General features: G+C 67.5%; 20 protein-coding genes. 15 read left to right on the forward strand and 5 right to left on the reverse strand.

Features of this window, described 5'->3' with window-relative positions:
- Positions 1-5: 5 nt before the first annotated feature.
- The 5 genes from RDU24_RS11325 to fliJ all read right to left on the reverse strand — a co-directional run bounded on the left by RDU24_RS11325 (position 6) and on the right by fliJ (position 4356).
- Positions 6-272 carry an RNA recognition motif domain-containing protein gene (locus tag RDU24_RS11325; protein WP_308735871.1) on the reverse strand — a complete coding sequence of 89 codons (267 nt, stop codon included), beginning with the start codon at positions 270-272 and terminating at the stop codon, positions 6-8.
- Between the two features lie 232 nt (positions 273-504).
- On the reverse strand, positions 505-2403 hold the full coding sequence (locus tag RDU24_RS11330) for a hypothetical protein (protein WP_308735872.1): 1899 nt from the start codon (positions 2401-2403) through the stop codon (positions 505-507).
- A complete protein-coding gene (gene truA, locus RDU24_RS11335) occupies positions 2321-3244 on the reverse strand; it encodes a tRNA pseudouridine(38-40) synthase TruA (RefSeq protein ID WP_308735873.1) in 924 nt (307 codons plus the stop codon). Before truA ends, RDU24_RS11330 begins: the two co-directional genes overlap by 83 nt.
- Positions 3245-3284: 40 nt before the next feature.
- Positions 3285-3935, reverse strand: coding sequence for a MotE family protein (locus RDU24_RS11340; protein ID WP_308735874.1), 651 nt, complete (start codon positions 3933-3935; stop codon positions 3285-3287).
- Positions 3916-4356, reverse strand: coding sequence for a flagellar export protein FliJ (gene fliJ / locus RDU24_RS11345; RefSeq protein WP_308735875.1), 441 nt, complete (start codon positions 4354-4356; stop codon positions 3916-3918). Before fliJ ends, RDU24_RS11340 begins: the two co-directional genes overlap by 20 nt.
- A gap of 138 nt (positions 4357-4494) precedes the next feature.
- Here fliJ and RDU24_RS11350 point away from each other — a divergent pair, with 138 nt between their 5' ends.
- From RDU24_RS11350 to RDU24_RS11420, 15 genes are all read left to right on the forward strand, one after another.
- Entirely contained in the window at positions 4495-5175 is a 681-nt protein-coding gene (locus RDU24_RS11350) for an HAD family hydrolase (protein ID WP_308735876.1), read from the forward strand.
- A 4-nt stretch (positions 5176-5179) separates the two neighbouring features.
- Positions 5180-7624: a sigma 54-interacting transcriptional regulator gene (locus RDU24_RS11355; protein ID WP_308735877.1), complete on the forward strand. Its 2445-nt coding sequence runs from the start codon at positions 5180-5182 to the stop codon at positions 7622-7624.
- A gap of 412 nt (positions 7625-8036) precedes the next feature.
- Positions 8037-9521 (forward strand): SLC13 family permease, encoded by a 1485-nt coding sequence (locus RDU24_RS11360; protein ID WP_308735878.1) that lies wholly within the window; start codon positions 8037-8039, stop codon positions 9519-9521.
- A gap of 526 nt (positions 9522-10047) precedes the next feature.
- The gene (locus RDU24_RS11365) at positions 10048-10707 is read left to right on the forward strand and encodes a succinate dehydrogenase/fumarate reductase cytochrome b subunit (RefSeq protein WP_308735879.1); all 660 of its coding nucleotides are present in this window, start codon (positions 10048-10050) and stop codon (positions 10705-10707) included.
- 10 nt (positions 10708-10717) lie between these two features.
- Complete coding sequence (locus RDU24_RS11370) at positions 10718-12562, forward strand: fumarate reductase flavoprotein subunit (protein WP_308735880.1); 1845 nt, start codon at positions 10718-10720, stop codon at positions 12560-12562.
- Positions 12563-12568: 6 nt separating this feature from the next.
- A complete protein-coding gene (locus RDU24_RS11375) occupies positions 12569-13306 on the forward strand; it encodes a fumarate reductase iron-sulfur subunit (protein ID WP_308735881.1) in 738 nt (245 codons plus the stop codon).
- A 24-nt stretch (positions 13307-13330) separates the two neighbouring features.
- Positions 13331-14167, forward strand: a complete 837-nt coding sequence (locus RDU24_RS11380; protein ID WP_308735882.1) for a fumarate hydratase — start codon at positions 13331-13333, stop codon at positions 14165-14167.
- Complete coding sequence (locus RDU24_RS11385; protein WP_308735883.1) at positions 14167-14712, forward strand: Fe-S-containing hydro-lyase; 546 nt, start codon at positions 14167-14169, stop codon at positions 14710-14712. The genes RDU24_RS11380 and RDU24_RS11385 overlap by 1 nt, the downstream gene beginning before the upstream one ends.
- A gap of 285 nt (positions 14713-14997) precedes the next feature.
- Entirely contained in the window at positions 14998-15669 is a 672-nt protein-coding gene (locus tag RDU24_RS11390) for a 4Fe-4S dicluster domain-containing protein (protein ID WP_308735884.1), read from the forward strand.
- Positions 15666-16652 (forward strand): CoB--CoM heterodisulfide reductase iron-sulfur subunit B family protein, encoded by a 987-nt coding sequence (locus RDU24_RS11395; RefSeq protein WP_308735885.1) that lies wholly within the window; start codon positions 15666-15668, stop codon positions 16650-16652. The genes RDU24_RS11390 and RDU24_RS11395 overlap by 4 nt, the downstream gene beginning before the upstream one ends.
- 43 nt (positions 16653-16695) lie before the next feature.
- Positions 16696-18690: a CoB--CoM heterodisulfide reductase iron-sulfur subunit A family protein gene (locus tag RDU24_RS11400; protein WP_308735886.1), complete on the forward strand. Its 1995-nt coding sequence runs from the start codon at positions 16696-16698 to the stop codon at positions 18688-18690.
- Positions 18657-19253, forward strand: coding sequence for a hydrogenase iron-sulfur subunit (locus RDU24_RS11405; protein ID WP_308735887.1), 597 nt, complete (start codon positions 18657-18659; stop codon positions 19251-19253). The genes RDU24_RS11400 and RDU24_RS11405 overlap by 34 nt, the downstream gene beginning before the upstream one ends.
- A complete protein-coding gene (locus RDU24_RS11410) occupies positions 19243-20256 on the forward strand; it encodes a 4Fe-4S dicluster domain-containing protein (protein WP_308735888.1) in 1014 nt (337 codons plus the stop codon). The genes RDU24_RS11405 and RDU24_RS11410 overlap by 11 nt, the downstream gene beginning before the upstream one ends.
- Positions 20250-21368: a 4Fe-4S dicluster domain-containing protein gene (locus RDU24_RS11415; protein ID WP_308735889.1), complete on the forward strand. Its 1119-nt coding sequence runs from the start codon at positions 20250-20252 to the stop codon at positions 21366-21368. Before RDU24_RS11410 ends, RDU24_RS11415 begins: the two co-directional genes overlap by 7 nt.
- On the forward strand, positions 21365-22198 hold the full coding sequence (locus RDU24_RS11420) for an FAD/NAD(P)-binding protein (protein WP_308735890.1): 834 nt from the start codon (positions 21365-21367) through the stop codon (positions 22196-22198). Before RDU24_RS11415 ends, RDU24_RS11420 begins: the two co-directional genes overlap by 4 nt.
- Positions 22199-22330 lie beyond the last annotated feature (132 nt).

Genomic DNA, 22330 nt, shown 5'->3' on the forward strand with positions numbered 1-22330 from the left:
TCTATCTAGTAACGGCGGGGCGGGCGGGGGGCACGCTCCTTGGCCTCGTTGACGCGCAAGGTGCGGCCGCCGAAGTCTTTGCCGTCAAGGGCCTCGATGGCCTTGGCGGCGCCTGCGTCCTCCATCTCCACGAAGCCGAAGCCGCGGAAGCGGCCCGTCTCGCGGTCCATGACGAACTTGACCACCTGCACCTCGCCGTGGGCGGCGAACAGGTCACGAATCTCATCTTCCTTGGCGCTGAAAGGCAAATTACCGACATAAATGGACTTCATCGCTTCCTACTCCTCGTGGAATACAAGAGAGAACCCGCCTTGTCCCGTCCGCCTGCGTCTTACCCAAAGTCGCACGCAACGCTCCAAGCATGCCTTGACCTATTGCCGCAGTATCAAAGGCAAAACAAAACAGCAAGGGTTTGGGCGGAAATTTCATGCCCATGACGAAAAATAAATTGACCCTGCTGAATCTTTTCCCAAACCCCGCAGCCGCCAGAACTATTTGCGCGGCTTACCCCTTTCGCCGCAGCAGTCCGGAGCCGGTTTCCCACGGAAACGGCCCGAGCCCGCCCGATTTCTTGCTGTCGTAGATCTCGAACAGCGACTTCTTTTTCTCCTCGCCAGCCGTGCCGCCGTCGAGCAGGTCCAGCAGCTGGTTGGCCTTTTCCAGCTGCGCCTCGGTGCGCGGCGTGGGCGAGGCCAAAAACGGGTTGCGCTCCGGGAAGGCGCTCTGCGGCAGCAGCAGGCTGTCCGCCCCATTGGCGAGCGCGTCCTGGGCCTTTGCCGCCAGCTCCGGCAGCAGGCCAGTGGCGGAGCCGTCGCCCAGCAGCGTGGCGCGCACGCCCTGCGGGTCGCTGGTCAGCGCCTGCACGAAGGTATCGGCGTTCATCCACAGCAGCTTGCCCGTGCCGGCCTCGACCAGGCCCAGGCTGGCCAGGTCGCCGGCGCGGTCGGCCACGGGCTTGCGGAAGTCCTCGGCCAGGCCGGAGCGCAGCAGGTCCGCGTTCTTGGTCAGCAGGCCGCGCAGGTCGTTGTAGGCCGAGACCGCGTCGGACAGCCCCTGGGACATGCGGTCGAGCGGCGCGAGCACGCTCACCGGCACCATCTCGCCGAAGGTGCCGGACTGGTCCAGCGTCACCCGGCCCTGGTCGGCGATGTACGCCCCCGGCGTGCGCGTCTGGTCGCGGCCGTCGATGACCATGCGCCCGTCGCTGCCGGGCTGGGCCGTGACGTTCAGGCCCATGGCCGAGAGGATGTTGGCGGAGGCGTCGGCGTTGTCGCCGCCGGAAAGGGAGAGCCGCCAGCCGGGCTTGGGGTCGTTCAGGGCCACCTGCAGGCCCGTGGCGTCCACCACGGCGTGCAGCTCGTCGGTGGTGGAGTCCCACACGCGCTTGGCCGGAACCAGCTGCGCGCTCATGGCCGGGCTGGCCGAGCCGAGCATGCTCTTCATGTTGGCCAGCACTTCGCCCCAGGTGTCGCCCGCGGCGATGACGATGTCCACGCTGCCCGAGTACACGCTGCCCGAGGCCGGGCCAGCGGCGTAGTCCACGGTGTAGGTGCCTGCGGAGAGCGTGGTGGTGGCGTTGGTGTCGTACCCGCCGGTGCTGTAGACCGTGGGCCGCGCCACGGACAGGCTGGTGAGCTGGTGCGTGTCCTGCGCGGCGGGGGCAAGCGGCGTGCCCGTGGCGGAGAGTTTGAGCGAGGCCGCCAAATGCCCGGAGGTGTCGGTGAGGGTCGGGGCTTCCGCGGCGCGGGTGCGGTTCACGGACAGCGCCAGGAAACTCCCGGTGGGGATGACCCCTGGGCCGAGGGGGCCGTAGCCCAGCGGATTGACGCCGGTCTGGCTGCGCACCGAGGCGTCCACCTGCAGGGTGGAGGCGTTGACGGCGTCGGCCACGGCCTGGAGCACGTCGCCGTTGGTGTCGCCCTCGGCCACGTCGATGGAGAGCTTCTCGGTCTTGCCGCCGAAGCCGAGCTTCATGGCGTAGGTGCCGGGGTCGAGGGTGGTGGGCGTGCTGGCCGCGAACCCGCGCGAGAGGTACTTGTCCTCCTGCAGGTAATTGGCGGCGTCGGGCAGGCCCGCGGCGAGGTCGGCCTTGCGCGCATCCGCCAGCACCGCCAGGCGCGAGTTGGTGGCGAAGGGGATACCCTCGGTGGGCCAGGCGAAGGCGGAGGCGGTGTCGCTTAAGCGGCGCAGGGCGCTGTCCAGCCCGTAGGCCAGGGAGCTGCCCAGGCGCAGGCGGCGCGCCCCGGCGTTGGCCTGCTTGTATTCTTCCGTGACCCGGGCGCCAGGGGAGACCCCCGCGGGCTGCCCCGTCGCGAGGGGGTCAGTCCGCAGGCTCCCGCCCAGGCCCGTCGTCATGCCCGACAGGCTCCCGGTCGCCGCGTCCGGCCATTTGATGCTCGTCATGGGCCGTGTCCTGGCCGCGCGACGCATCGTCCTCCGGGCCGCCCCCAGGGCCGGGCTCCGGATAAAAGACGCGCTCCATGCACAGGCCCCAAGGCGGGGCCGTCGGCAGGAAGTGGTTGCGGTCGCGCCGCTCAAGGATTGATCGGACATCGTCGGGCATGACTTTACCCTTGCCCACGGCCACCAGGCAGCCCATCATGTTGCGCACCATCTGCTTCAGGAAGCCGTCGCCCCGGAAACGCCAGACGGTCTCCGCCGGGGTCTGGCCCGGCTCGCGCCACAGGGCGATAATCGTGCGCACCGTGCCGCGCGGCCCCAGCGGCGTGCCCGCGTTCTTGAAGCTCTTGAAGTCGTGGGTGCCGAGAAAATGCAGGGCGGCGGCGTCCATGGCCGCGAAATCAAGGGGCGGCACGTCCCACACGAAGCGGCGGCGAAAAGGGTCCACATGGGTGCGGTCGATCCAGAGGGTGTAGGCGTAGATCTTGGAGAGGGCGTCGCGCGTGGCGTGAAAGCGCGGGTGGGCGAGGGTCGCCTCGACCACGCGCACGTCGGGCCGCATGTGGCCGTTCAGGGCCACGCGCCAGGGAATGCGCGCGAACCGCTCCGGGACCTCAAAATGGGCGCACTGCCCGAGCGCGTGGACACCGGCGTCGGTGCGACCGGCGCCCTGCACGGCGATCCGGTGGCCGACGATCTTGGCGATGGCGGCCTCCACCTCGCCCTGCACGGTGCGGTCGCGGGGTTGGAGCTGCCAGCCGGCGAAGTCGGTGCCGTCGTAGGCCAGAATGAGCTTGATGCGTGGCATGGGGCGGACGTAGCACAGCCCCGCCCGGCCGTCCACGAGGGACTTCCGGGCGGGGCTGGAGGAATTGCGTCGGTGGTTACTGGCCGGGACCCTGCAGGGCCTGGACCTTGGTCATGGCCTCGGTGAGCTTGGCGGCCTTGGGGGTCTTCACGTAGGTCATGATTTCGCCCGCCACCTTGGGCTTCATGCCGGTCAGAATCTTGACGGCGAGGGCTTCGTCCATGTTCGAGAGCACTTCCGCGGCCTGCTTGGGCTTCATGGCCATGTAGGTGTCCACCTGCCGCTTGATGCGGGCGTCCTTGAGCACGTCGGCCTGGTCCAGCAGCGCCTTGATGGAGGCTTCCGCGCGCTTGAGCTCGGCCAGCTTCTCGTCGAGGCTCTTCTCCATGGCGCTCAGGGCGCGCTCCTTGGCGGCCACCTCGTCCTCGCGGCGCTTCAGGCTGCTCGCCTGCTGGGTCTCCTTGACCTCGGGGCCGGGGATGACGTTCTCGGCCAGCATCTCCGGCTCGGCCGGGGCGGCGTCCTTGGCCGGGGCCACTGCGGCCGGGCCGGCCGGAGCGTCTTGTCCGGTGGCGGCGGGCGTGGAGGCCAGGGCGTTGGGCATTTTGAACAGGTCCTCACCCTGGAGATGCTCCCAGGCCTTGAGGCCCAGCGCGCCAAGCACCGTGAGCTTGAGCGCGGCCACAACCACCAGCAGCGCCAGAACCTTAAGTATCTTTGGGCTCATAGCGAAGCGTGGCCATCTCATCGAACTCTTTTTGCTCTGCGAGGTTTTCCGCGACATGGTGTTTCTTTGCCTGCCTGTCCTTGAGTTTTTCGAGGAGCTTCTTCTCTCTGGAGCGAAGCACCGCTTCCTGGCGGCAATGATGCAAAATGGAGGCCAGCCGTTGCAGTTCGGCCTTTGCGGCGGACACGTCGCGCTCCAGGGCCTGGCGATACTGCATCCACAGCCAGATGTCCGCCTGGGAGGCCTTGGCCCCGAAGCCGTGCTCCAGGTGGTCCGCCAGCCGCGTCTCCAGGTCCAGGACAGCCTCCTCCTGGGCCTTGTGCCGAGCCTGGGCCTGGGCCAGGGCCATGCGCGCCTGGTCTTCCAACTGGCGTCGATATTCCAGCACCTTTTCCAGGCGAAAAACAAAGGGTTTGCCCATGGGCGGGTCATGCCACGAACCCAGTCCGCAGGCAAGGGCGGGGCAAGGCCGGCGCGATCGCCGACTCTTGTGCCGAAGGCCGCTTGGGTGTAGGCTCGCCTCCGCACAAACCCCGGCCAGAGCCACCCAAGGAATGCCATGACAATGACGCCCCGCGCCCTCATCTTCGACCTGGACGGCACCCTGCTGAACACCCTGGACGATCTGGCCGACTCCGGCAACGCCGCGCTGGCCGCGCTGGGGCTTCCGGAACACCCGGTGGACGCCTACCGCCTGTTCGTCGGACTTGGCGTGGCCGAGCTGGTCCTGCGCATGCTGCCCGCGGACAGCCGCGACGAGTCAACGCTCAAGCGCGCCGGGGCCCTGCTCGTGGACGAGTACACGCAGCGCTGGAAGTCAAAAACCCGGCCCTACCCCGGCATCGTGGAGATGCTCTCCGCGCTGCGCCAGGCCGATTTGCCCATCTGCGTGCTCTCCAACAAGCCCCAAGACTACACCGACCTGACGGTGCGCGAGTTTTTCCCGGACGTGCCATTCACCCAGGTGCGCGGCTCCAGGCCCGAGGTGCCGAACAAGCCGCACCCGGCCGGAGCCCTGGCCCTGGCCGGCGAGCTGGGCCTTGCGCCCGGGCAGATCGTCTTCGTGGGCGACTCCGCCACGGACATGAAGACCGCGCGCGGCGCGGGCATGCTCCCGGTGGGCGTGCTCTGGGGCTTCCGCGACGAGGCCGAGCTGTCCGGCAACGGCGCCCGGCACCTGATCAAGGCCCCCGGCGAGCTGCTGCCGCTGCTGGCGCGCACCGCAGAGATCACAGGCTAGCGCCATGCCCGTTTTCCCCGCCCCGGACCTGGACCTGCTGAACGCCGTCGACGCGGGCGTGCTGCTGCTCGACGCGGCCTCCGGCCGGGTGCTCCAGGCCAACGCCAAGGCCCAGGCGCTGCTCGGCCGCGCCGACGCCCTGCCCATGCTGTCCGGGCTGTTCGCCCCGGGCGAGGTGTCCCTGGCGGAGCTTTCCGCCGGGGTGAACGACCGCGAGTGCCGGGTCTTCGGGAGCATGGGCCTGCCCATCCCGGCGCTTTTGACCTCGCGCCCGCTGAACCAGGACGGCCGCAAGCTGCTGGTGCTGACCCTGTCCGACCTCTCCGGCCTCAAGCGCGCCGAGGCCCGCTTCCAGGGCTTTTTCGAGAACATCATCGAGGGCGTGTTCCAGTCCACCCCGGGCGGCTCGTTCCTCATGGTCAACCCGGCCCTGGCCGAGATCCTGGGCTTCGACAGCCCCGAGGAGCTGATCAACCACTTCCGCGACCTGCGCTCCCAGCTCTACGTGGACCCCAGGGACCGCGACACCTTGCTGCGCATCCTGCGCGAGCAGGGCCGCATCAAGGACTTCGAGACGCGCTTCAACTGCAAGGACGGCTCGACCAAGTGGATATCACTCACCGCGCGCGAGGTGCGCGACCCCTCCACCGGCGAGCTGCTCTACATCGAAGGCCTGAACGTCGACATCACCGCCCGCAAGCAGGTGGAGCGCGCCCTGCGGGAGAGCGAGGAGAAGTTCCGCCACACCTTCGACCAGTCGCCCATCGGGGCCAGCATGGTGGCGCTGAATTCCACCTTCCTGCGCGCCAACGACGCCTTCTGCCGCATCACCGGCTACAGCGAGCAGGAGCTGCGGGCCATGACCTTCCTCGACATCACCCACCCCGACGACCAGGGCGAGAGCTTCTCCCAGTACGAGCGGGTCAAGGCCGGGGAGATCGAATCCTTCGAGCAGGACAAGCGCTACATCCACAAGAACGGGCACGAGGTCTGGGTGCACCTCTCCGCGGGCATGGTGCGCGACGCGCTCGGCCAGCCGCTGTACCTGCTGCCCATGGTCCAGAACATTTCCGACCGCATCGAGACCGAGCAGGCCATGCGCGGCATCCACACCGAAAAGGAGCGCCTGCGAGCCAACCTTGAGGCCATGTTCCGCTCCATCCCCGATGCCATCATCACCGTGGACACGGACATGCGCATCATCCAGACCAACCGCGCCCTGGGCGAGATCTGCTGCATCGGCTCGGAGCTCTCGCCGGGCAAGGAGCTGGCGGACCTCTCGGGCTCGTGCAAGCGGGCCTGCTTCTCCGTGCTGCGCACCACGCTCGAAACCCGGCGCCCGGTGCTGGAGCATCGCGTGGAATGCCAGAGCCACACCCCCGGCAAGGTGGTGGTCATCAACTCCTCGCCGCTTCTCGACAGAGACAACAACTTCACCGGCGCGGTGCTCGTCATCCGCGACATCACCCGCCTGGCCGTGCTGGAGAAGCGCCTCACCGACCTGCACAGCCACCAGGGCATCGTGGGCAAGAGCAAGGTCATGCAGGACATCTACGCCGTGCTCGACCACCTCTCGGACGTAGAGTCCACGGTGCTCATCACGGGCGAGTCCGGCACGGGCAAGGAGCTGGTGGCCGAGGCCCTGCACTTCGGCGGCTCGCGCAGCAAGGGCCCGCTCATCAAGGTCAACTGCTCGGCCCTGTCCGAAAGCCTTCTGGAGAGCGAAATCTTCGGCCACACGCGCGGCGCCTTCACCGGGGCCATCCGCGACAAGATCGGCCGGTTCGAGGCCGCCGAGGGCGGCACCATCTTCCTCGACGAAATCGGCGACATCTCCCCGCGCATCCAGCTGAACCTCCTGCGCGTGCTGGAGAGGAAGGAATTCGAGCGCGTGGGCGACTCCAAGACGCGCAAGGCCAACGTGCGCGTGCTGGCCGCCACCAACGTGGACCTGCTGGAGAAGATCCGCCAGGGCCTGTTCCGCGAGGACCTCTACTACCGCCTCAAGGTCATGGTCATCCAGCTGCCGCCCCTGCGCGAGCGCACCGAGGACATCCCGCTGCTCACGGCGCATTTCATCAGCCACCTGCAGGCCGCCTTCGGCAAGAACATCACCAAGTGCTCGGAGGAGGTCATGCGGCTGTTCATGACCTACCCCTGGCCGGGCAACGTGCGCGAGCTCAAGTACTCCCTGGAGCACGCCTGCATCCTTTGCCCCGGCGGGGAAATCACCCTCGCCCACCTGCCCGCGGACCTGCTGCGGCCCATGCCCCCCCGGCCCACCCACGCCGAACAGCCCGCCCCGAGGCCGGGCTCCCGCGGGCTGACCATGCAGGACATCACCCGCGCCCTGGCCCAGACCCGGAACAACCGCGCCAAGGCCGCGCGCCTGCTCGGCATCGACCGCCGGACGCTCTACCGCAACATGGAGCGCCTGGGCCTCTCCTGACCGACGCAAGAGTGTGGCGAGCGCCACACGTGTGGCGCCACAGTCGTGGCGCGTGCTACATTATCTCGAGCGTGCGACCCGCTCGCACCACATTTTTTTACACTTTTTTTACAGCTAACATACGGCGTTAGCAAAAGCGCGCGAGCGATTGCCCGCTGGCACAACCTTTGCCAAGACAGCCTTGGCAAGCATGTTGCCCACCCATCGCTAATTTCTGGAAGAGGCGTTGAGACAGGGGTGGACGACACATCTTACCTGACCACCGCGCTGCCATCCGGTCTGAGGGGACCGGATGTGCCGACAGAGCCGCCCACGCGAAAGCCGTGCCCAAAGGGGGAATTTTGGGGCCATCGTCCGGGGCATACCGCGAGCGCCGTGCGTCACCAACCTGCAACGCGCACCTGGAGGGGCCATGCAAGACAAGTTGAAAGTTTACGGACTATTCCTCGGGCCGATCGTCTTTCTCATCATCTGCTTCCTGCCGCTGCCCGAAGGACTGACCCAACCGGCCCTGTACTGCGGCGCCGTCACGGCCCTCATGGCCATCTGGTGGATCACCGAGGCCATTCCCATCCCGGCCACCTCGCTGATCCCCATCGTCCTGTTCCCCCTGCTGCAGATCCTGCCCACGGCAAAGGTCACTCCAGCGTACTCCAACCACCTGATTTACCTGTTCATGGGCGGCTTCTTCATCGCCGTGACCATGGAGCGCTGGAACCTGCACTACCGCATCGCCATGCACACCATTCGCATGGTGGGCACCAGCCCCTCGCGCATCATCCTGGGCTTCATGATCGCCACGGCGTTCTTGTCCATGTGGGTGTCCAACACGGCCACCACGGTCATGATGATGCCCATCGGCATGGCCATCATCAACGCCTGCGCCGAGATCACGGGCGACAAGGACCTGAGCAGGAACCCCTTCGCCATCGGCCTCATGCTCTCCCTGGCCTACGCCGCGTCCATCGGCGGCATCGCCACCTTGATCGGCACCCCGCCCAACGTCATCATGGTGGCCCAGCTTGACAAGCTCTACGGCCAGACCATCAGCTTCGCCCAGTGGATGCTCATCGGCGTGCCCCTGGCCGCCACCTTCCTGTTCGCCGCCTGGGTGCTCATCACCAAGATCCTCTACCCGGTGCACGGCGACATCCTCATGGGCAAGGGCGAAGAGCTCGTGCGCACCGAGATCGCAAAGCTCGGACCCATGAAGCGTGAGGAAAAGATCATCACCATGGTCTTCGTGGCCGCCGCCGCCGCCTGGATCCTCATGGGCCTGGTGAAGCTGCCCTTCATGAAGGGCGTCTCCGACGCCACCGTGGCCGTGGCCGCGGCCCTGGCCCTGTTCCTCATCCCCTCGGACTTGAAGAAGGGCGTGTTCCTGCTTGACTGGAAGACCGCCGTGAAGATCCCCTGGGACGTCATCCTGCTCTTCGGCGGCGGCCTGGCCCTGGCGGGCGCCTTCCAGAGCACCGGCCTGACCCAGTACATCGCCGGCGGCCTGACCGACATGAACGGCATGCCCGTCATCATCATCCTGGGCGCCATCGTGGCCCTGAACATCTTCCTGACGGAAGTGACCTCCAACACCGCCGTGGCCACCCTCATGATCCCCATCATGGGCGCCATCGCCGTGGGCATGGGCATCCACCCCTTCGGCCCCATCATGGCCGCGTGCATCGCCTGCTCCTACGCCTTCATGCTGCCGGTGGCCACGCCGCCCAACGCCGTGGTCTTCGGCTCCGGCGCGGTGACCATCCGCCAGATGGCCAAGACCGGCCTGTGGCTGAACCTCCTCGGCATCGTGCAGATCACGCTCGTCGTGTACTACCTGGCCCCCATCGTGCTCGGCATCGACCTGAACGTGCTGCCCGACTGGGCCATCCCCAAGAAGTAACCCGGCGCACAGAGTCCCCCCGGCGGGCGGGCAGCGCACGTGCTGTCCGCCCGTTTTCATTCACAACAAAAAAGCAAGCCACTTCAGGTGGTTCTGAGCAACTGTGGCGCAGCCCCACATGTGGCGCCACACCATGTGGCACATGCCTCGCAACCAGCGTCCGGATAAGCCGAAGCCCAGGCTTGTTTTTAGCAATTTGCGCAGCAAGTACGGGGTGTTGCCGGTCCAACGCGGGCAGCCGCCCGCATGGCACGGCAATTGCCTTAAAGTGCGCGAGCACAAAATGCGTTCTCCTGGCCTTTCGGGAGCCCTGCCCGCGCAGGTCTCCTGGTCCAGCGCGAACAGCTCGAGGAGAGGATGTACGGTTTCGGCCGAAGATGAAGGCAGACGCGGCCACGCACCCTCCACCGGGCTGTTTTTTCGCCCCGGCCCTGGACTGCGCGACCGAAATACGGCAACAATGCACAGTAATCGTTCCGGCACCCCGCCGGGGCAAATTCCAAGAAAAATGCAGATGGAGGTTCGAATGTCCGTTCCCTTGACCGCCAATCACAAAAGTCTGCAAAGCCATCGCTTCGATGGCCTGCTGGACTGGGCGCAGATGCTCTCCGGCGCGGGGCTCATCCTGTTCATGTGGGCGCACATGCTGCTCGTGGGCAGCGTCGTCCTGAGTCCCGGCATCATGAACGCCATCGCGGAATTTTTTGAGAACACGGGCATGGCCCAGGTGGGCGGGCCGCTGATCTTCCTGCTCTTCCTCGCGCACTTCGCCCTGGCCGCGCGCAAGATCCCCTTCCGCCTGGAGGCGCAGGGGACCATCTGGGAGCACGCAAAGCTCCTGCACCACACCGACACGTGGCTCTGGGTCATCCAGGCCGTCACGGCCATGATCATCCTGATCATGGGCTCCATCCACATGTGGGCGGTGCTCTCCGACCTGCCCATCAGCGCCGCCAAGGCCGCCAAGGTCCTGCAGGAGCACAGCGGCTGGTTCCTGTTCTACCTGGCGCTGACGCCGCTGGTGCACGTGCACCTTGGCATCGGGCTGTACCGCATCGCCATCAAATGGGGTTTCGCGGGCCGCGCCGAGCGCGCCGCGCTGAAGCGTGTTGTGACGCTCATCGTCCTGGTCTCCGTCGGCATCAGCGTGCTGGCGCTGATCCGGTTCTGGTTCATGGCAGTCTAGGGGGCGGACAATGCAGACTATCTACACCGACGTTCTTGTTGTTGGAGCCGGACTCGCCGGCGAACGCGCGGCCATCGAGGCCGCCGAGGCGGGCTTCTCCGCCATCTGTCTGAGCCTTGTGCCGTCGCGCCGGTCGCATTCCTCAGCCGCCATGGGCGGCATGCAGGCGGCCATGGGCAACTGCGCCAAGGGCGAGGGCGACTGCCCCGATGTCCACTTCGCCGACACGGTGAAAGGCTCCGACTGGGGCTGCGACCAGGAAGTGGCCCGCATGTTCGCCGACCGCGCGCCCATCGAGATGCGCCAGCTGGCCTACTGGGGCGTGCCCTGGGGCCGCGTGGTCCCCGGCAAGGGAACCTACTACAAGGGCGGCAAGCTCTACGACAAGGAAGAGAAAGAGGAGAACCGCGGACTCATCAACTCCCGCGACTTCGGCGGCACCGCCAAGTGGCGCACCTGCTACGTCTCCGACGGCACGGGCCACTCCGTTCTGTACACCATCGACAACGTCTGCGCCAAGCTGGGCGTCGAGGTGCATGACAAGACCGAGTCCATCTCGCTCATCCACGACGGCGTGACCTGCTTCGGCGCGGTGGCCAGGTGCCTGCGCACCGGCGAGCTGCGCGTGTACCTGGCCAAGGCCACGGTCATCGCCACCGGCGGCTTCGGCCGCATCTACCCCGGCACCACCAACGCGGTCATCTGCGACGGCGGCGGCCACATCACGGCGCTGAACACCGGCGTGGTGCCCATGGGCAACATGGAGGCCGTGCAGTTCCACCCCACGGGCATCGTGCCCACCGAGATCCTCGTCACCGAGGGCTGCCGCGGCGACGGCGGCACCCTGCTCGACGTGAACGAAGAGCGCTTCATGCACGTCTACGAGCCCGAGAAGCAGGAGCTGGCCTCCCGCGACGTGGTGGCCCGCTGGATGACGCACCACATCCGCCAGGGCAAGGGCGTGAAGTCCCCCTACGGCGACCACCTCTGGCTCGACATCCGCCATCTTGGCGAGAAGCACATCACCGGCAAGCTGCGCGAAGTGTACGAGATCTGCACGTCCTTCCTGGGCGTGGACCCCATCCACCAGCTCATCCCCGTGCGGCCCACCCACCACTACAGCATGGGCGGCGTGCGCACCAACAAGGACGGCAAGGCCTACGGCCTCTCCGGCCTGTTCAGCGTGGGCGAGGCCTCCTGCTGGGACATGCACGGCTTCAACCGCCTGGGCGGCAACTCCCTGGCCGAGACCGTGGTCGCGGGCGGCATCGTCGGCAAGAAGATCGCCGAGTTCCTGCAAGGGGCCGAGGTCACCTTCAACTCGAGCGTCATCGACGCCGAGGTCAAGAAGCAGCAGGAGCGCATCCAGAACGTCATCAGCTGCAAGGCCGGCACCGAGAACGTCTTCAAGGTGCGCACCGCCATGCAGGACGCCCTGTTCAAGGGCGCGAACATCTTCCGCACCAAGGAAGGCCTGGAGGAGTGCGTCGCCACCCTGCAGGACACCCTGGCGCGCGCGCGCAAGGTTGGGCTCAAGAGCAACGGCAAGGGCGTCAACCCGGAACTCTCCGCGGCGCTCAAGATCGAGGGCCAGGTGAAGATGGCGCTCATGCTCTCCGTGGGCGCGCTGAACCGCACGGAATCGCGCGGGAGCCACAACCGCGAGGACTACCCCGCCAGAAACGACCGCGACTGGCTCACCCGCACCCTGGCGTACTGGAAGAACGAGAACGACGACATGCCCACGCTCGCATACGAGGCGGCCACTGAAATCTTCCACATCCCGCCCGGCGACCGCGGCTATGGCAAGAGCGAGATCATCAAGGCCGACACCAAGGCCGAGGAGAAGGGGTAGCACAACATGGCCAGACTGCTGAAATTCAACATCTTCCGCTATAATCCGCAGGACCCGGAGTCCACCCCGCACATGGAAAGCTTTGTGCTGGAGGAAACCGACTCCATGACCCTGTTCATCGTGCTGAACCGCATCCGCGAGGAGCAGGACCCGAGCCTCCAGTTCGACTTCTGCTGCCGGGCGGGCATCTGCGGCTCCTGCGGCATGGTCATAAACGGCCGCCCGGGCCTGGCCTGCCACACCAAGACCAAGGACCTGCCCGACGAGATCACCCTGCTGCCCCTGCCCGTGTACCAGCTGGTGGGCGACCTCTCGGTGGATACCGGCAGCTGGTTCCGCGAGCTCTACGACACCGTCGAGAGCTGGATCCACACCTCCAAGGCGTTCGACCCCACGGCGCAGGAAGAGCGCATGGAAGACAGCATGGCCGAGGCCATCTACGAGCTGGACCGCTGCATCGAGTGCGGCTGCTGCGTGGCGGCCTGCGGCACGGCGCGCATGCGTCCGGACTTCCTGGGCGCGGCGGGCATCAACAAGGTGGGCCGCTTCCTCATCGACCCCAGGGACGAGAGGACCGAGCGGGACTACTTCGAGATCATCGGCAACGACATGGGCATCTTCGGCTGCATGGGCCTGCTCGCCTGCGAGGACGTGTGCCCCAAGCACATGCCCCTGCAGAACCAGCTGGGCTTCCTGCGCAGGAAGATGGGCATCACGGCGCTCAAAAGCTTCTTCAAGAAGTAGGGCGCAAAGGACAGGGGTCACGCCATGAGAGAAATCAAGGCGGCGGACATCAGCGCGGCCGTGGCGCAAATGTGCATGAGCGCCAACACGAAGCTGCCCGACGATGTGCGCAGGAAATTCGAGGAAGGCTACAAGAACGAGACCACGGAGGCCGGCAAGGAGATCTTCCGCCAGCTTCTGGAGAACGCCGACCTCTCGTTCGAGACCAAGCTGCCGCTCTGCCAGGACTGCGGCCTTGCCATCTTCTACGTGGAGATGGGCGAGGACGTGTTCGTCAAGGGCGGCGTCAACCAGGCCATCACGGAAGGCATGGTGACCGGCTACAAGGACGGCTTTCTGCGCAAGAGCAGCTGCGACCCGCTCACCCGCAAGAACACCGGCGACAACACCCCGGCCATCATCCACATCGACATGGTGCCCGGCGACCGGCTTAAGATCAGCTACATGGCCAAGGGCGGCGGCAGCGAGAACATGAGCCGCGTGACCATGCTGTCCCCCAGCCAGGGCTGGGAGGGCATCAAGAAGTTCGTGGTGAACCGCGTGGCCGAGGCCGGACCGAACCCCTGTCCGCCCATCATCCTGGGCGTCGGCATCGGCGGCACCTTCGAATACGCCCCCAAGATCGCCAAGCAGGCGCTGCTGCGCAAGCTCGACGACACGCACCCCGACCCCAAGGTTGCCGCCATGGAGGCGGAGCTGCTCGAGGCCGTGAACAAGCTCGGCATCGGCCCCATGGGCCTGGGCGGGTCTTACACCTGCCTGGCCGTGAAGATCGCCCTGGCCCCCTGCCACATCGCCAGCCTGCCGCTGGCCGTGAACGTGCAGTGCCACAGCGCCCGGCACGAGGAGGTGGAGTTCTGATGCCCACGTACACCCTGAACACTCCCCTCACCGACGCCGACATCGAAAAGCTGCGCGCGGGCGACGTGGTGCTCTTAAACGGCATCATCTACTCCGGCCGCGACGCCGCCCACAAGAAGCTCATGGAACTGCTCGACGCGGGCAAGCCCCTGCCTTTCGACCTCAAGGGCGCGAGCATCTACTACGTCGGGCCGTCGCCGGCGCCCCCGGGCCGCCCCATCGGCTCCGCCGGGCCGACCACCAGCTACCGCATGGACGCCTACGCCCCGCGCCTGCACGCCCTTGGCCTCAAGGCCACCATCGGCAAGGGCAAGCGCTCCGACGAGGTGAAACAGGCCATGCGGGACAACAAGGCCGTGTACTTCGGCGCCACCGGCGGCGCGGGCGCGCTCTTGAGCAAGTGCATCACGGCCTCCACGGTCATCGCCTTCGAGGAACTGGGGCCGGAGGCCGTGCGCGAAATGAAGGTGAAGGACTTCCCGCTGCTCGTCATCAACGACGCCTTTGGCGGGGAGCTCTACGCCAAGCCGAAGCTCGACGACTAGCCGCAAGGCGAAACGAAAACGCAACTGGCCGGGGGCGGCCTCTGTGCGGCGCTACCGCAGAAGGCCCGACCACATGCCCCCGTTTGCCGCGCGCTCAAGGCGGGCCGGTCTTCCGTTGCCCCGGATCAACGGAATCGACCGGCCGCCTTTGACGGGCGTGGCCCTCTCACGAAAGACGCGGGGTGACGCGGCCAGCGCCCCGGCACAGTCTCAGCATGGCGCCCTTGCCTTGGCGGAACCTGTTTGTTATTCCCGACCATGGGATACATTCCCCGGAGACTTGCCATGCAGACCCCACCGCGCCCAGTGGACCTCGCGGACGACCGCGACCCGGCCTTCCAGGCGGAGGTGGCCCGCCGCTCCGGCCAGGCCCTGGCGTCCTGCTACCAATGCGGCAACTGCACCGCCGGCTGCGTCTTCACCCCGGACTACGACATCCCCGTGCACCAGGTCATGCGCCTGGTGCAGGTCGGACTGAGGAAGCGCGCCCTGGCCTGCCGGGCCATCTGGCTCTGCGCCACCTGCCAGGCCTGCACCACCCGCTGCCCCAACAACATCGACGTGGCCAAGGTCATGGACGTGCTGCGGCACATGGCTCGGCTGGCCGGGCACGCCCCGGAGCCGAACGTCAAGACCTTCACCGACAGCTTCCTGTCCTCCGTCGCCAAGCATGGCCGGGTCTTCGAGGCCGGGCTGGCCGCCGTGTTCGCGCTGAAGTCCGGCAAGCCCCTGCAGGACGCGTCCCTGGGCCTGCCCATGCTCACGCGCGGCAAGCTCTCCCTCACCCCGCACGAGCCCGAGGGCAACGGCAAGGCCGAGGTGGCCGCCATCTTCTCCCGCTTCCGCTTCGCGGGCCAAGGGGCCAGCCGCTGCGCGGACCAAGGGGTCAGCCGCAACTCCCACGACGACGTCCAGCGCGGCGGCAAGCCTTCCGGCAAGACGGAGGACAAGAGATGAGCGCCCCCGCCGCGACGCCACCCACCTTCGCCTACTACCCCGGCTGCTCCCAGACCGGCACCGCTGCCGAGTACGACCGCTCCAGCCGGGCCTGCTGCGCGGCGCTTGGCGTGCGGCTGGTGGACGTGCCGGACTGGACCTGCTGCGGGTCGACGCCGGCGCATACCGTGGACCACGTGCTGGCCGGAGCGCTGGCCGCGCGCAACCTGCTTCAGGCGGAGCTCATCGGGCACGACCGCGTGACGACGCCCTGCCCCAGCTGCCTGGCCGCCCTGCGCACCGCCAGCCACCACCTGGCCGAGCCTGAAGCCGAAGACAGTGAGACGGGCCTGCGCGCACCAAGCTTCCGAACTGAGGTCGAGCGCCTGCTGGACCGGCCCGCGCCCCTGCGCGCGGACGCCGTCAGCGTGCTCCAGGTGCTGGTGGAGGACGTGGGCGTGGAGGCCATCGCCGCCGCGGTCAAGGCGCCCCTCGCCGGGCTGCGCGTGGCGCCCTACTACGGCTGCATCATGAACCGCCCGCCCGGGCTCATGGCCTTCGACGACCCGGAAAACCCCACGGCGCTGGACCGGCTGCTCGCCGCCTGCGGGGCCACGGTGGTGGACTACCCCTTCAAGACAGAATGCTGCGGCGCGGCCTTCGGCATGCCCCGGCTGGACATCATGCAGCGGCTGTCCGCGCGGCTGCTCGGCATGGCCGCGGACTGCGGGGCCGACGCCATCGTGGTGGCCTGCCCGCTCTGCCAGATGAACCTGGACCTGCGCCGCTCCCAGGTGAACGCCTGCGCCGGGAAAAACCACGCCATGCCGGTGCCCTACTTCACGCAACTGCTCGGCCTGGCCCTGGGCCTGCCCGAGGACGCCCTCGGCCTGGACAAGCTTGTGGTGCCGCTGGCCCCGGCCCTTGAGGCCGCCAAGGCCCGCGCTGCCGAGCCGAAGAACGCCAACGGCGGCGGCCCGAAGGAGAACGCCCCATGCGCATAGGCGTCATGGTCTGCCATTGCGGCTGCAACGACGAGGAGGCTTCGTGCGCATAGGCGTCATGGTCTGCCATTGCGGAAACAACATCGCCGCCACCGTGGACTGCGAGGCCGTGGCCGCGGCAGCCCGCGAATTCCCCGACGTGGTCTACGCCACCGACCACATGTACGCCTGCTCCGACCCCGGCCAGGGCACCATCGAGAAGACCATCCGCGAACTCAAGCTCGACGGCGTGGTGGTGGCCTCCTGCTCGCCGCGCATGCACGAGGTGACCTTCCGCCGGGCCGTGGAGCGCGCGGGCCTGAACCGCTACATGTTCGAGATGGCCAACATCCGCGAGCACGTGGCCTGGATCTCGCTCGACCGCAAGCGCAACACCGAGAAGGCCATCGACCTGGTGCGCATGGCCGTGGAGAAGCTGCGCTACGACAGGCCGCTCACGGCCAAGAGCTTCGAGGTGCAGAAGCGCGTGCTCATCATCGGCGCGGGCGTGGCCGGGATACAGGCCGCCCTGGACTGCGCCGAGGGCGGGCTGGACGTGGTGCTGGTGGAGCGCAAGCAGTCCATCGGCGGGGTCATGAGCAAGCTCGACAAGACCTTCCCCACCGTGGACTGCTCGGTCTGCGTGCTCGGCCCCAAGATGGTCGACGTGGGCCAGCACCCGCGCATCACCCTGCACGCGCTGTCCGAGGTGGAGGAACTCTCCGGCTACGTGGGCAATTTCGAGGTCAAGATCCGCAAGAAGACGCCCTTTGTGGACTGGACCAAGTGCACCGGCTGCGGGGCCTGCCTGGAAAAATGCCCGAGCAGGAAGGTGCGCGACGGCCACAACGAGGGCATCTGCACCACCACGGCCATCAACATTCCGTTCCCCCAGGCCATCCCCAAGCGGGCGGCCATCGACGCAACCGTCTGCCTGCGCTTCACCAAGGGCAAGTGCGGCGTGTGCCAGAAGATCTGCCCGGCCGACGCCGTGGACTACGACCTGAAGGACGAGGTGGTCACCGAGAAGGTCGGCGCGGTCATCGCCGCCACCGGGCTGGACCTCTTCGACCACACCAAGTGCGGCGAGTACGGCGGCGGGCGCTACCCGGACGTCATCACCAGCCTGCAGTACGAGCGCATGCTCTCGGCCTCCGGCCCCACGGCGGGCCACATCAAGCGGCCCAGCGACGGAAGGGAACCCAAGACCGTGGTCTTCATCGCCTGCGTCGGCAGCCGCGACCGCTCCGTGGACCGGCCCTACTGCTCCAACTTCTGCTGCATGTACACGGCCAAGCAGGCCATCCTGACGCGCGACCACATCCCGGACTCCCGGGCCTACGTGTTCTACATGGACATCCGCGCCACGGGCAAGGGCTACGAGGAGTTCGTGCGCCGCGCCCAGGAGGAGTACGACGTCCAGTACGTGCGGGGCCGCGTGGCCCAGATCTACCCTTCGACCGGGCCGGACGGCGACCAGCTGGTGGTGCGCGGCGCGGACACGCTGCTCGGCGCCCAGGTGGAGATCAAGGCCGACCTGGTGGTGCTGGCCGTGGGCGCGGAGTCGGCCAAGGGCGCGGGCGCGCTGGCCGAAAAGCTGCGCATCTCCTACGACGCCTACGGCTTCTTCCTGGAAAGCCACCCCAAGCTGCGGCCAGTGGAAACCAACACCGTGGGCGTGTTTCTGGCCGGGGCCTGCCAGGCCCCCAAGGACATCCCCGCCAGCGTGGCCCAGGCCAGCGCCGCCGCGGGTAAGGTCCTGGCCCTTTTGTCCAAGGACAAGCTCGAGAGCGACCCGCAGATCGCCCAGGTGCAGACCATCCGCTGCATCGGCTGCGGCAAGTGCGAGCGCACCTGCCCCTTCGGCGCCATCCGCATGCGCGAGCTGCGCGACGGAAGCAAGCGCGCCGAGGTCGTCGAAACCGTCTGCCAGGGCTGCGGCATTTGCAGCGTCACCTGTCCCGTGCGGGCCATCCAGCTTGCCCACTTCACCGACTCACAGCTCCTCGCGGAGGTCAACGCGCTATGCAGGACATGGGACGAGAATACCGAATCATAGGCTTTCTGTGCAACTGGTGCTCCTACGGCGGCGCGGACGCGGCCGGCGTGGCCCGTTTCAGCCAGCCCACGGAACTGCGCATCATCCGCGTGCCCTGCTCGGGCCGCGTGGACCCCATGTTCGTGGCCAAGGCCCTGCTCTCCGGGGCCGACGGCGTGCTCGTGTCCGGCTGCCACCCGCGCGACTGCCACTACACCGAGGGCAACCTTTACGCCCGCAGGCGGCTGGAGCTGCTGCGCCGCTTCCTGCCCATCATCGGGGTGGACGAGGGCCGCTTCGAGTACGTCTGGGTCTCGGCGTCCGAGGGCTCGCGCTGGCGCGACATGGTGACCAAGTTCACGGACAAGATCCACCAGCTCGGCCCCATGCCGCGCATGGCCGAGGCCGCCCGCACCCTGTGCAAGCTCGAGGGCATGCTCGGCGTCAGCTCCGCCCAGCCGGACATGTGGCGCGCCGACGCCGCAAGCCCGGCGCCGCGGCACGACGCCCTGCTCAACATGGACGACTTCAGGCTGGATGCCTCGAAACTGGACGAGGCCAAGGAGGTCATGGATGGCGAGTGATCCCTTCGCCACCGGCGCCGCCAGCCGCATGGAGACCCTGCGCTCCAAGATCGCCCAGGAGCTCGCCAACGTCGACTTCGTGCTGGGCTACGGCCGGGGCTTCGACCCCCTGCACGCCACGCCCGTCACCGTGCGCAACGAAAAGGATCTGGACCGGCTCATCTTCGACGCCACCTGCGTGCAGAACCTGGCCACCAGCCTCTACGGCCTGCGAGGCAAACGCCTGGGCGTGGTGGTCAAGGGCTGCGACTCGCGCTCCATCGTGCAGCTCCTGCAGGAGCGCCTGTGGGAACGCGAGAACCTGGTCATCTTCGGCCTGCCCTGCGAGGGCGTGCTCGACCTGGCCAAGCTGCGCGCCAGCATGGACATCGCCTCGGTCAAGGAGGCCCGCGTCGAAGGCTCCCCGCGCGACGGCCTGCTGCGCCTGAAGCTCGCGGGGGACGGCGGCGAGCGCGTGCGCGACATCGAGACCAGGGGCCTGCTGGCCGACAAATGCCTGCGCTGCCAGCACCCCAACCCGCTGGTGTACGACCACTTGATCGGCCCGGAGATCGCCCCCCAGGGCGCGGAGGACGACTACGCCGACCTGGCCGCGCTGGAAAAGCTGTCCACCCAGGAACGCTTCGACTTCTGGAAGCGCCAGATGGGCCGCTGCATCCGCTGCTACGCCTGCCGCAACGCCTGCCCACTGTGCGTGTGCAAGCACGTCTGCCTGGCCGACAGCCGCGAGCCGCACTGGCTCAGCGCGGAGGCCACCCTGCAGGAGAAGTGGCTGTTCCAGGTCATGCACGCCCTGCACCTGGCCGGACGCTGCACCGAGTGCGGCGAGTGCCAGCGCTCCTGCCCCATGGGCATCCCCATCCTGCTTTTGAAGCGCATGATGAACCGGGAGCTGAAGGAATTGTTCAACTACCAGGCCGGGGTGAACCTCGACGCCGTGCCGCCCCTGCACACCTTCCTCATGGAAGAAGACCGCATCAAGGACCGGGGGCTGTTATGGTAGCGCGCCACATCAAGGAGACCGAACTGGCGGCCGTGGCCGCGGCCTGGGCGCGCAGCTACCGCGTGCTGGCCCCCGTGCGCGAGGGCGCCGCCATCGTCTACCGCGTGTTTTCCGAGGACATGCACCCCTTCCTGGGCCGCCCGCCCACGTCCTCGGCCAAGGAGGCGCTCCTGCCCCAGACCGAGAACCTGTTCACCTACAAGTACCGCAAGGACCAGGCCGACCTGACGCGCACCGAGGTCTTCCTGTCCGAGGCCCTGCCGCCGGAGCCCACGCTGATCCTGGGGCCGCGCCCCTGCGACGCGCGGGGCCGACACCTGCTCGACCGCGTGTTCCTGGAGCGCGGCGTCGTGGACCCGCAGTACAAGGCCCACCGCGCCGCCACGCTGTTCGTTTCCGTGGCCTGCACCAGCCTGCAGAACACCTGCTTCTGCCACTGGACCGGCGGGGGCATGGACGACGAGACCGGCTCCGACGTGCTGCTGCATCCGCTGAACGGCGGGTTCGTGGCCAAGGCCGTGACCCCGGCCGGGGAGAAGCTCATAGCCGAGCTGCCCGAGGCCACGGCGCAGACGCTCGCCAGCCTGGACGAGCGCAAGGCCGCGGCGCAAACGCCGGACCAGGCACCGGAACAGACGCCGGACCTGAAGGACATCGCGGGGAGCTTCCTGGCCGTGTTCGCGGACCTGGACTTCTGGACCGACCAATCGGCCCGGTGCCTGAGCTGCGGGGTGTGCACCTACCTGTGCCCCACCTGCTCCTGCTTCAACATCACCGACGAGAACCAGGGCATGAGCGGACGGCGCCTGCGCACCTGGGACACCTGCATGAGCGCGCTGTACACGCTGGAAGGCAGCGGCCACAATCCGCGCGGAAGCCGGGCGCACCGCCTGCGCAACCGCGTGGGGCACAAGTTCTGCTACCACCCGCGCGAATTCTCCGAGGCCGCCACAGAACCCTCGGGGCTGGAGTTCTCCTGCACGGGCTGCGGCCGCTGCATCAAGTCCTGCCCGGTGGCCGTGGACATTCGGCAGATCGTGCTGGACGTGCTGGACAAGGCCCGGGAGAAGGCCGCGGAAACCGCCGGGGCCAAGGGCGAGGAAGCCAAATGAACGCGAACAATCCCTACATCCCCGAGCTGGCCACCATCATCGAGACCTTTGACGAGACCCCGGACGTCAAGACCTTCCGCGTGGTGCTGCAGGACCCGGCCAAGATGGCGGCCTTCCGCTTCGAGCCAGGCCAGGTGGCGCAGCTCTCCGTGTTCGGCACGGGCGAGAGCACCTTCGTCATCTGTTCGCCGCCGACGCGCATGGACTACCTCCAGTTCAGCGTCATGCGCGTGGGCGAGCTGACCCACCGCCTGCACACGCTGAAGGAGGGCGATCCCGTCGGCCTGCGCGGGCCGCTGGGCAACCACTTTCCCTACCAGGACATGCGCGGCAAGGACATCGTGTTCGTGGGCGGGGGCCTTGGGCTGGCGCCCCTGCGCACCCTGCTGCTGTTCATGCTCGACAACCGGGCCGACTATGGTGCGATCACGCTCATTTACGGCGGCCGCACCCCGGAGCACCTGTGCTTCAAGGACGAGCTGAAGGAGTGGGCCAACAGGGGCGACATGCGCGTGGAGCTCACCGTGGACAACCCGAACGAGGGCTGGCAGGGCCGCACGGGCGTTGTCCCGGCGGTGCTGACCGACCTCGGGGTTCGCCCCGACAACGCCGTGGCCGTGACCTGCGGCCCGCCCATCATGATCCGCTTCACCCTGGAGGCCCTGGGCAAGCTGGGCTTCAAGGACGAGCAGATCGTGACCACGCTGGAGCGGCGCATGAAGTGCGGCATCGGGCTGTGCGGGCGCTGCAACATCGGCGAGAAGTTCGTCTGCGTGGACGGACCGGTGTTCACCCAGGCGCAGCTCGCCGGGCTGCCGCAGGAGTTCTAGGCGGCCTCCATTTTTCTCGGCGCGAGGCCAAAAGTTTTTTCGGAACCACCTTGGCGCACTGGAAATTTTTCTTGGCCCGGCTGTTGACATGCCAAGCCCAAAGAGTATCCTGACATCGTAGGGATCTTCCCT

The organism is Humidesulfovibrio sp. (assembly GCF_031082295.1).
Taxonomy (GTDB): Bacteria; Desulfobacterota; Desulfovibrionia; order Desulfovibrionales; family Desulfovibrionaceae; genus Humidesulfovibrio.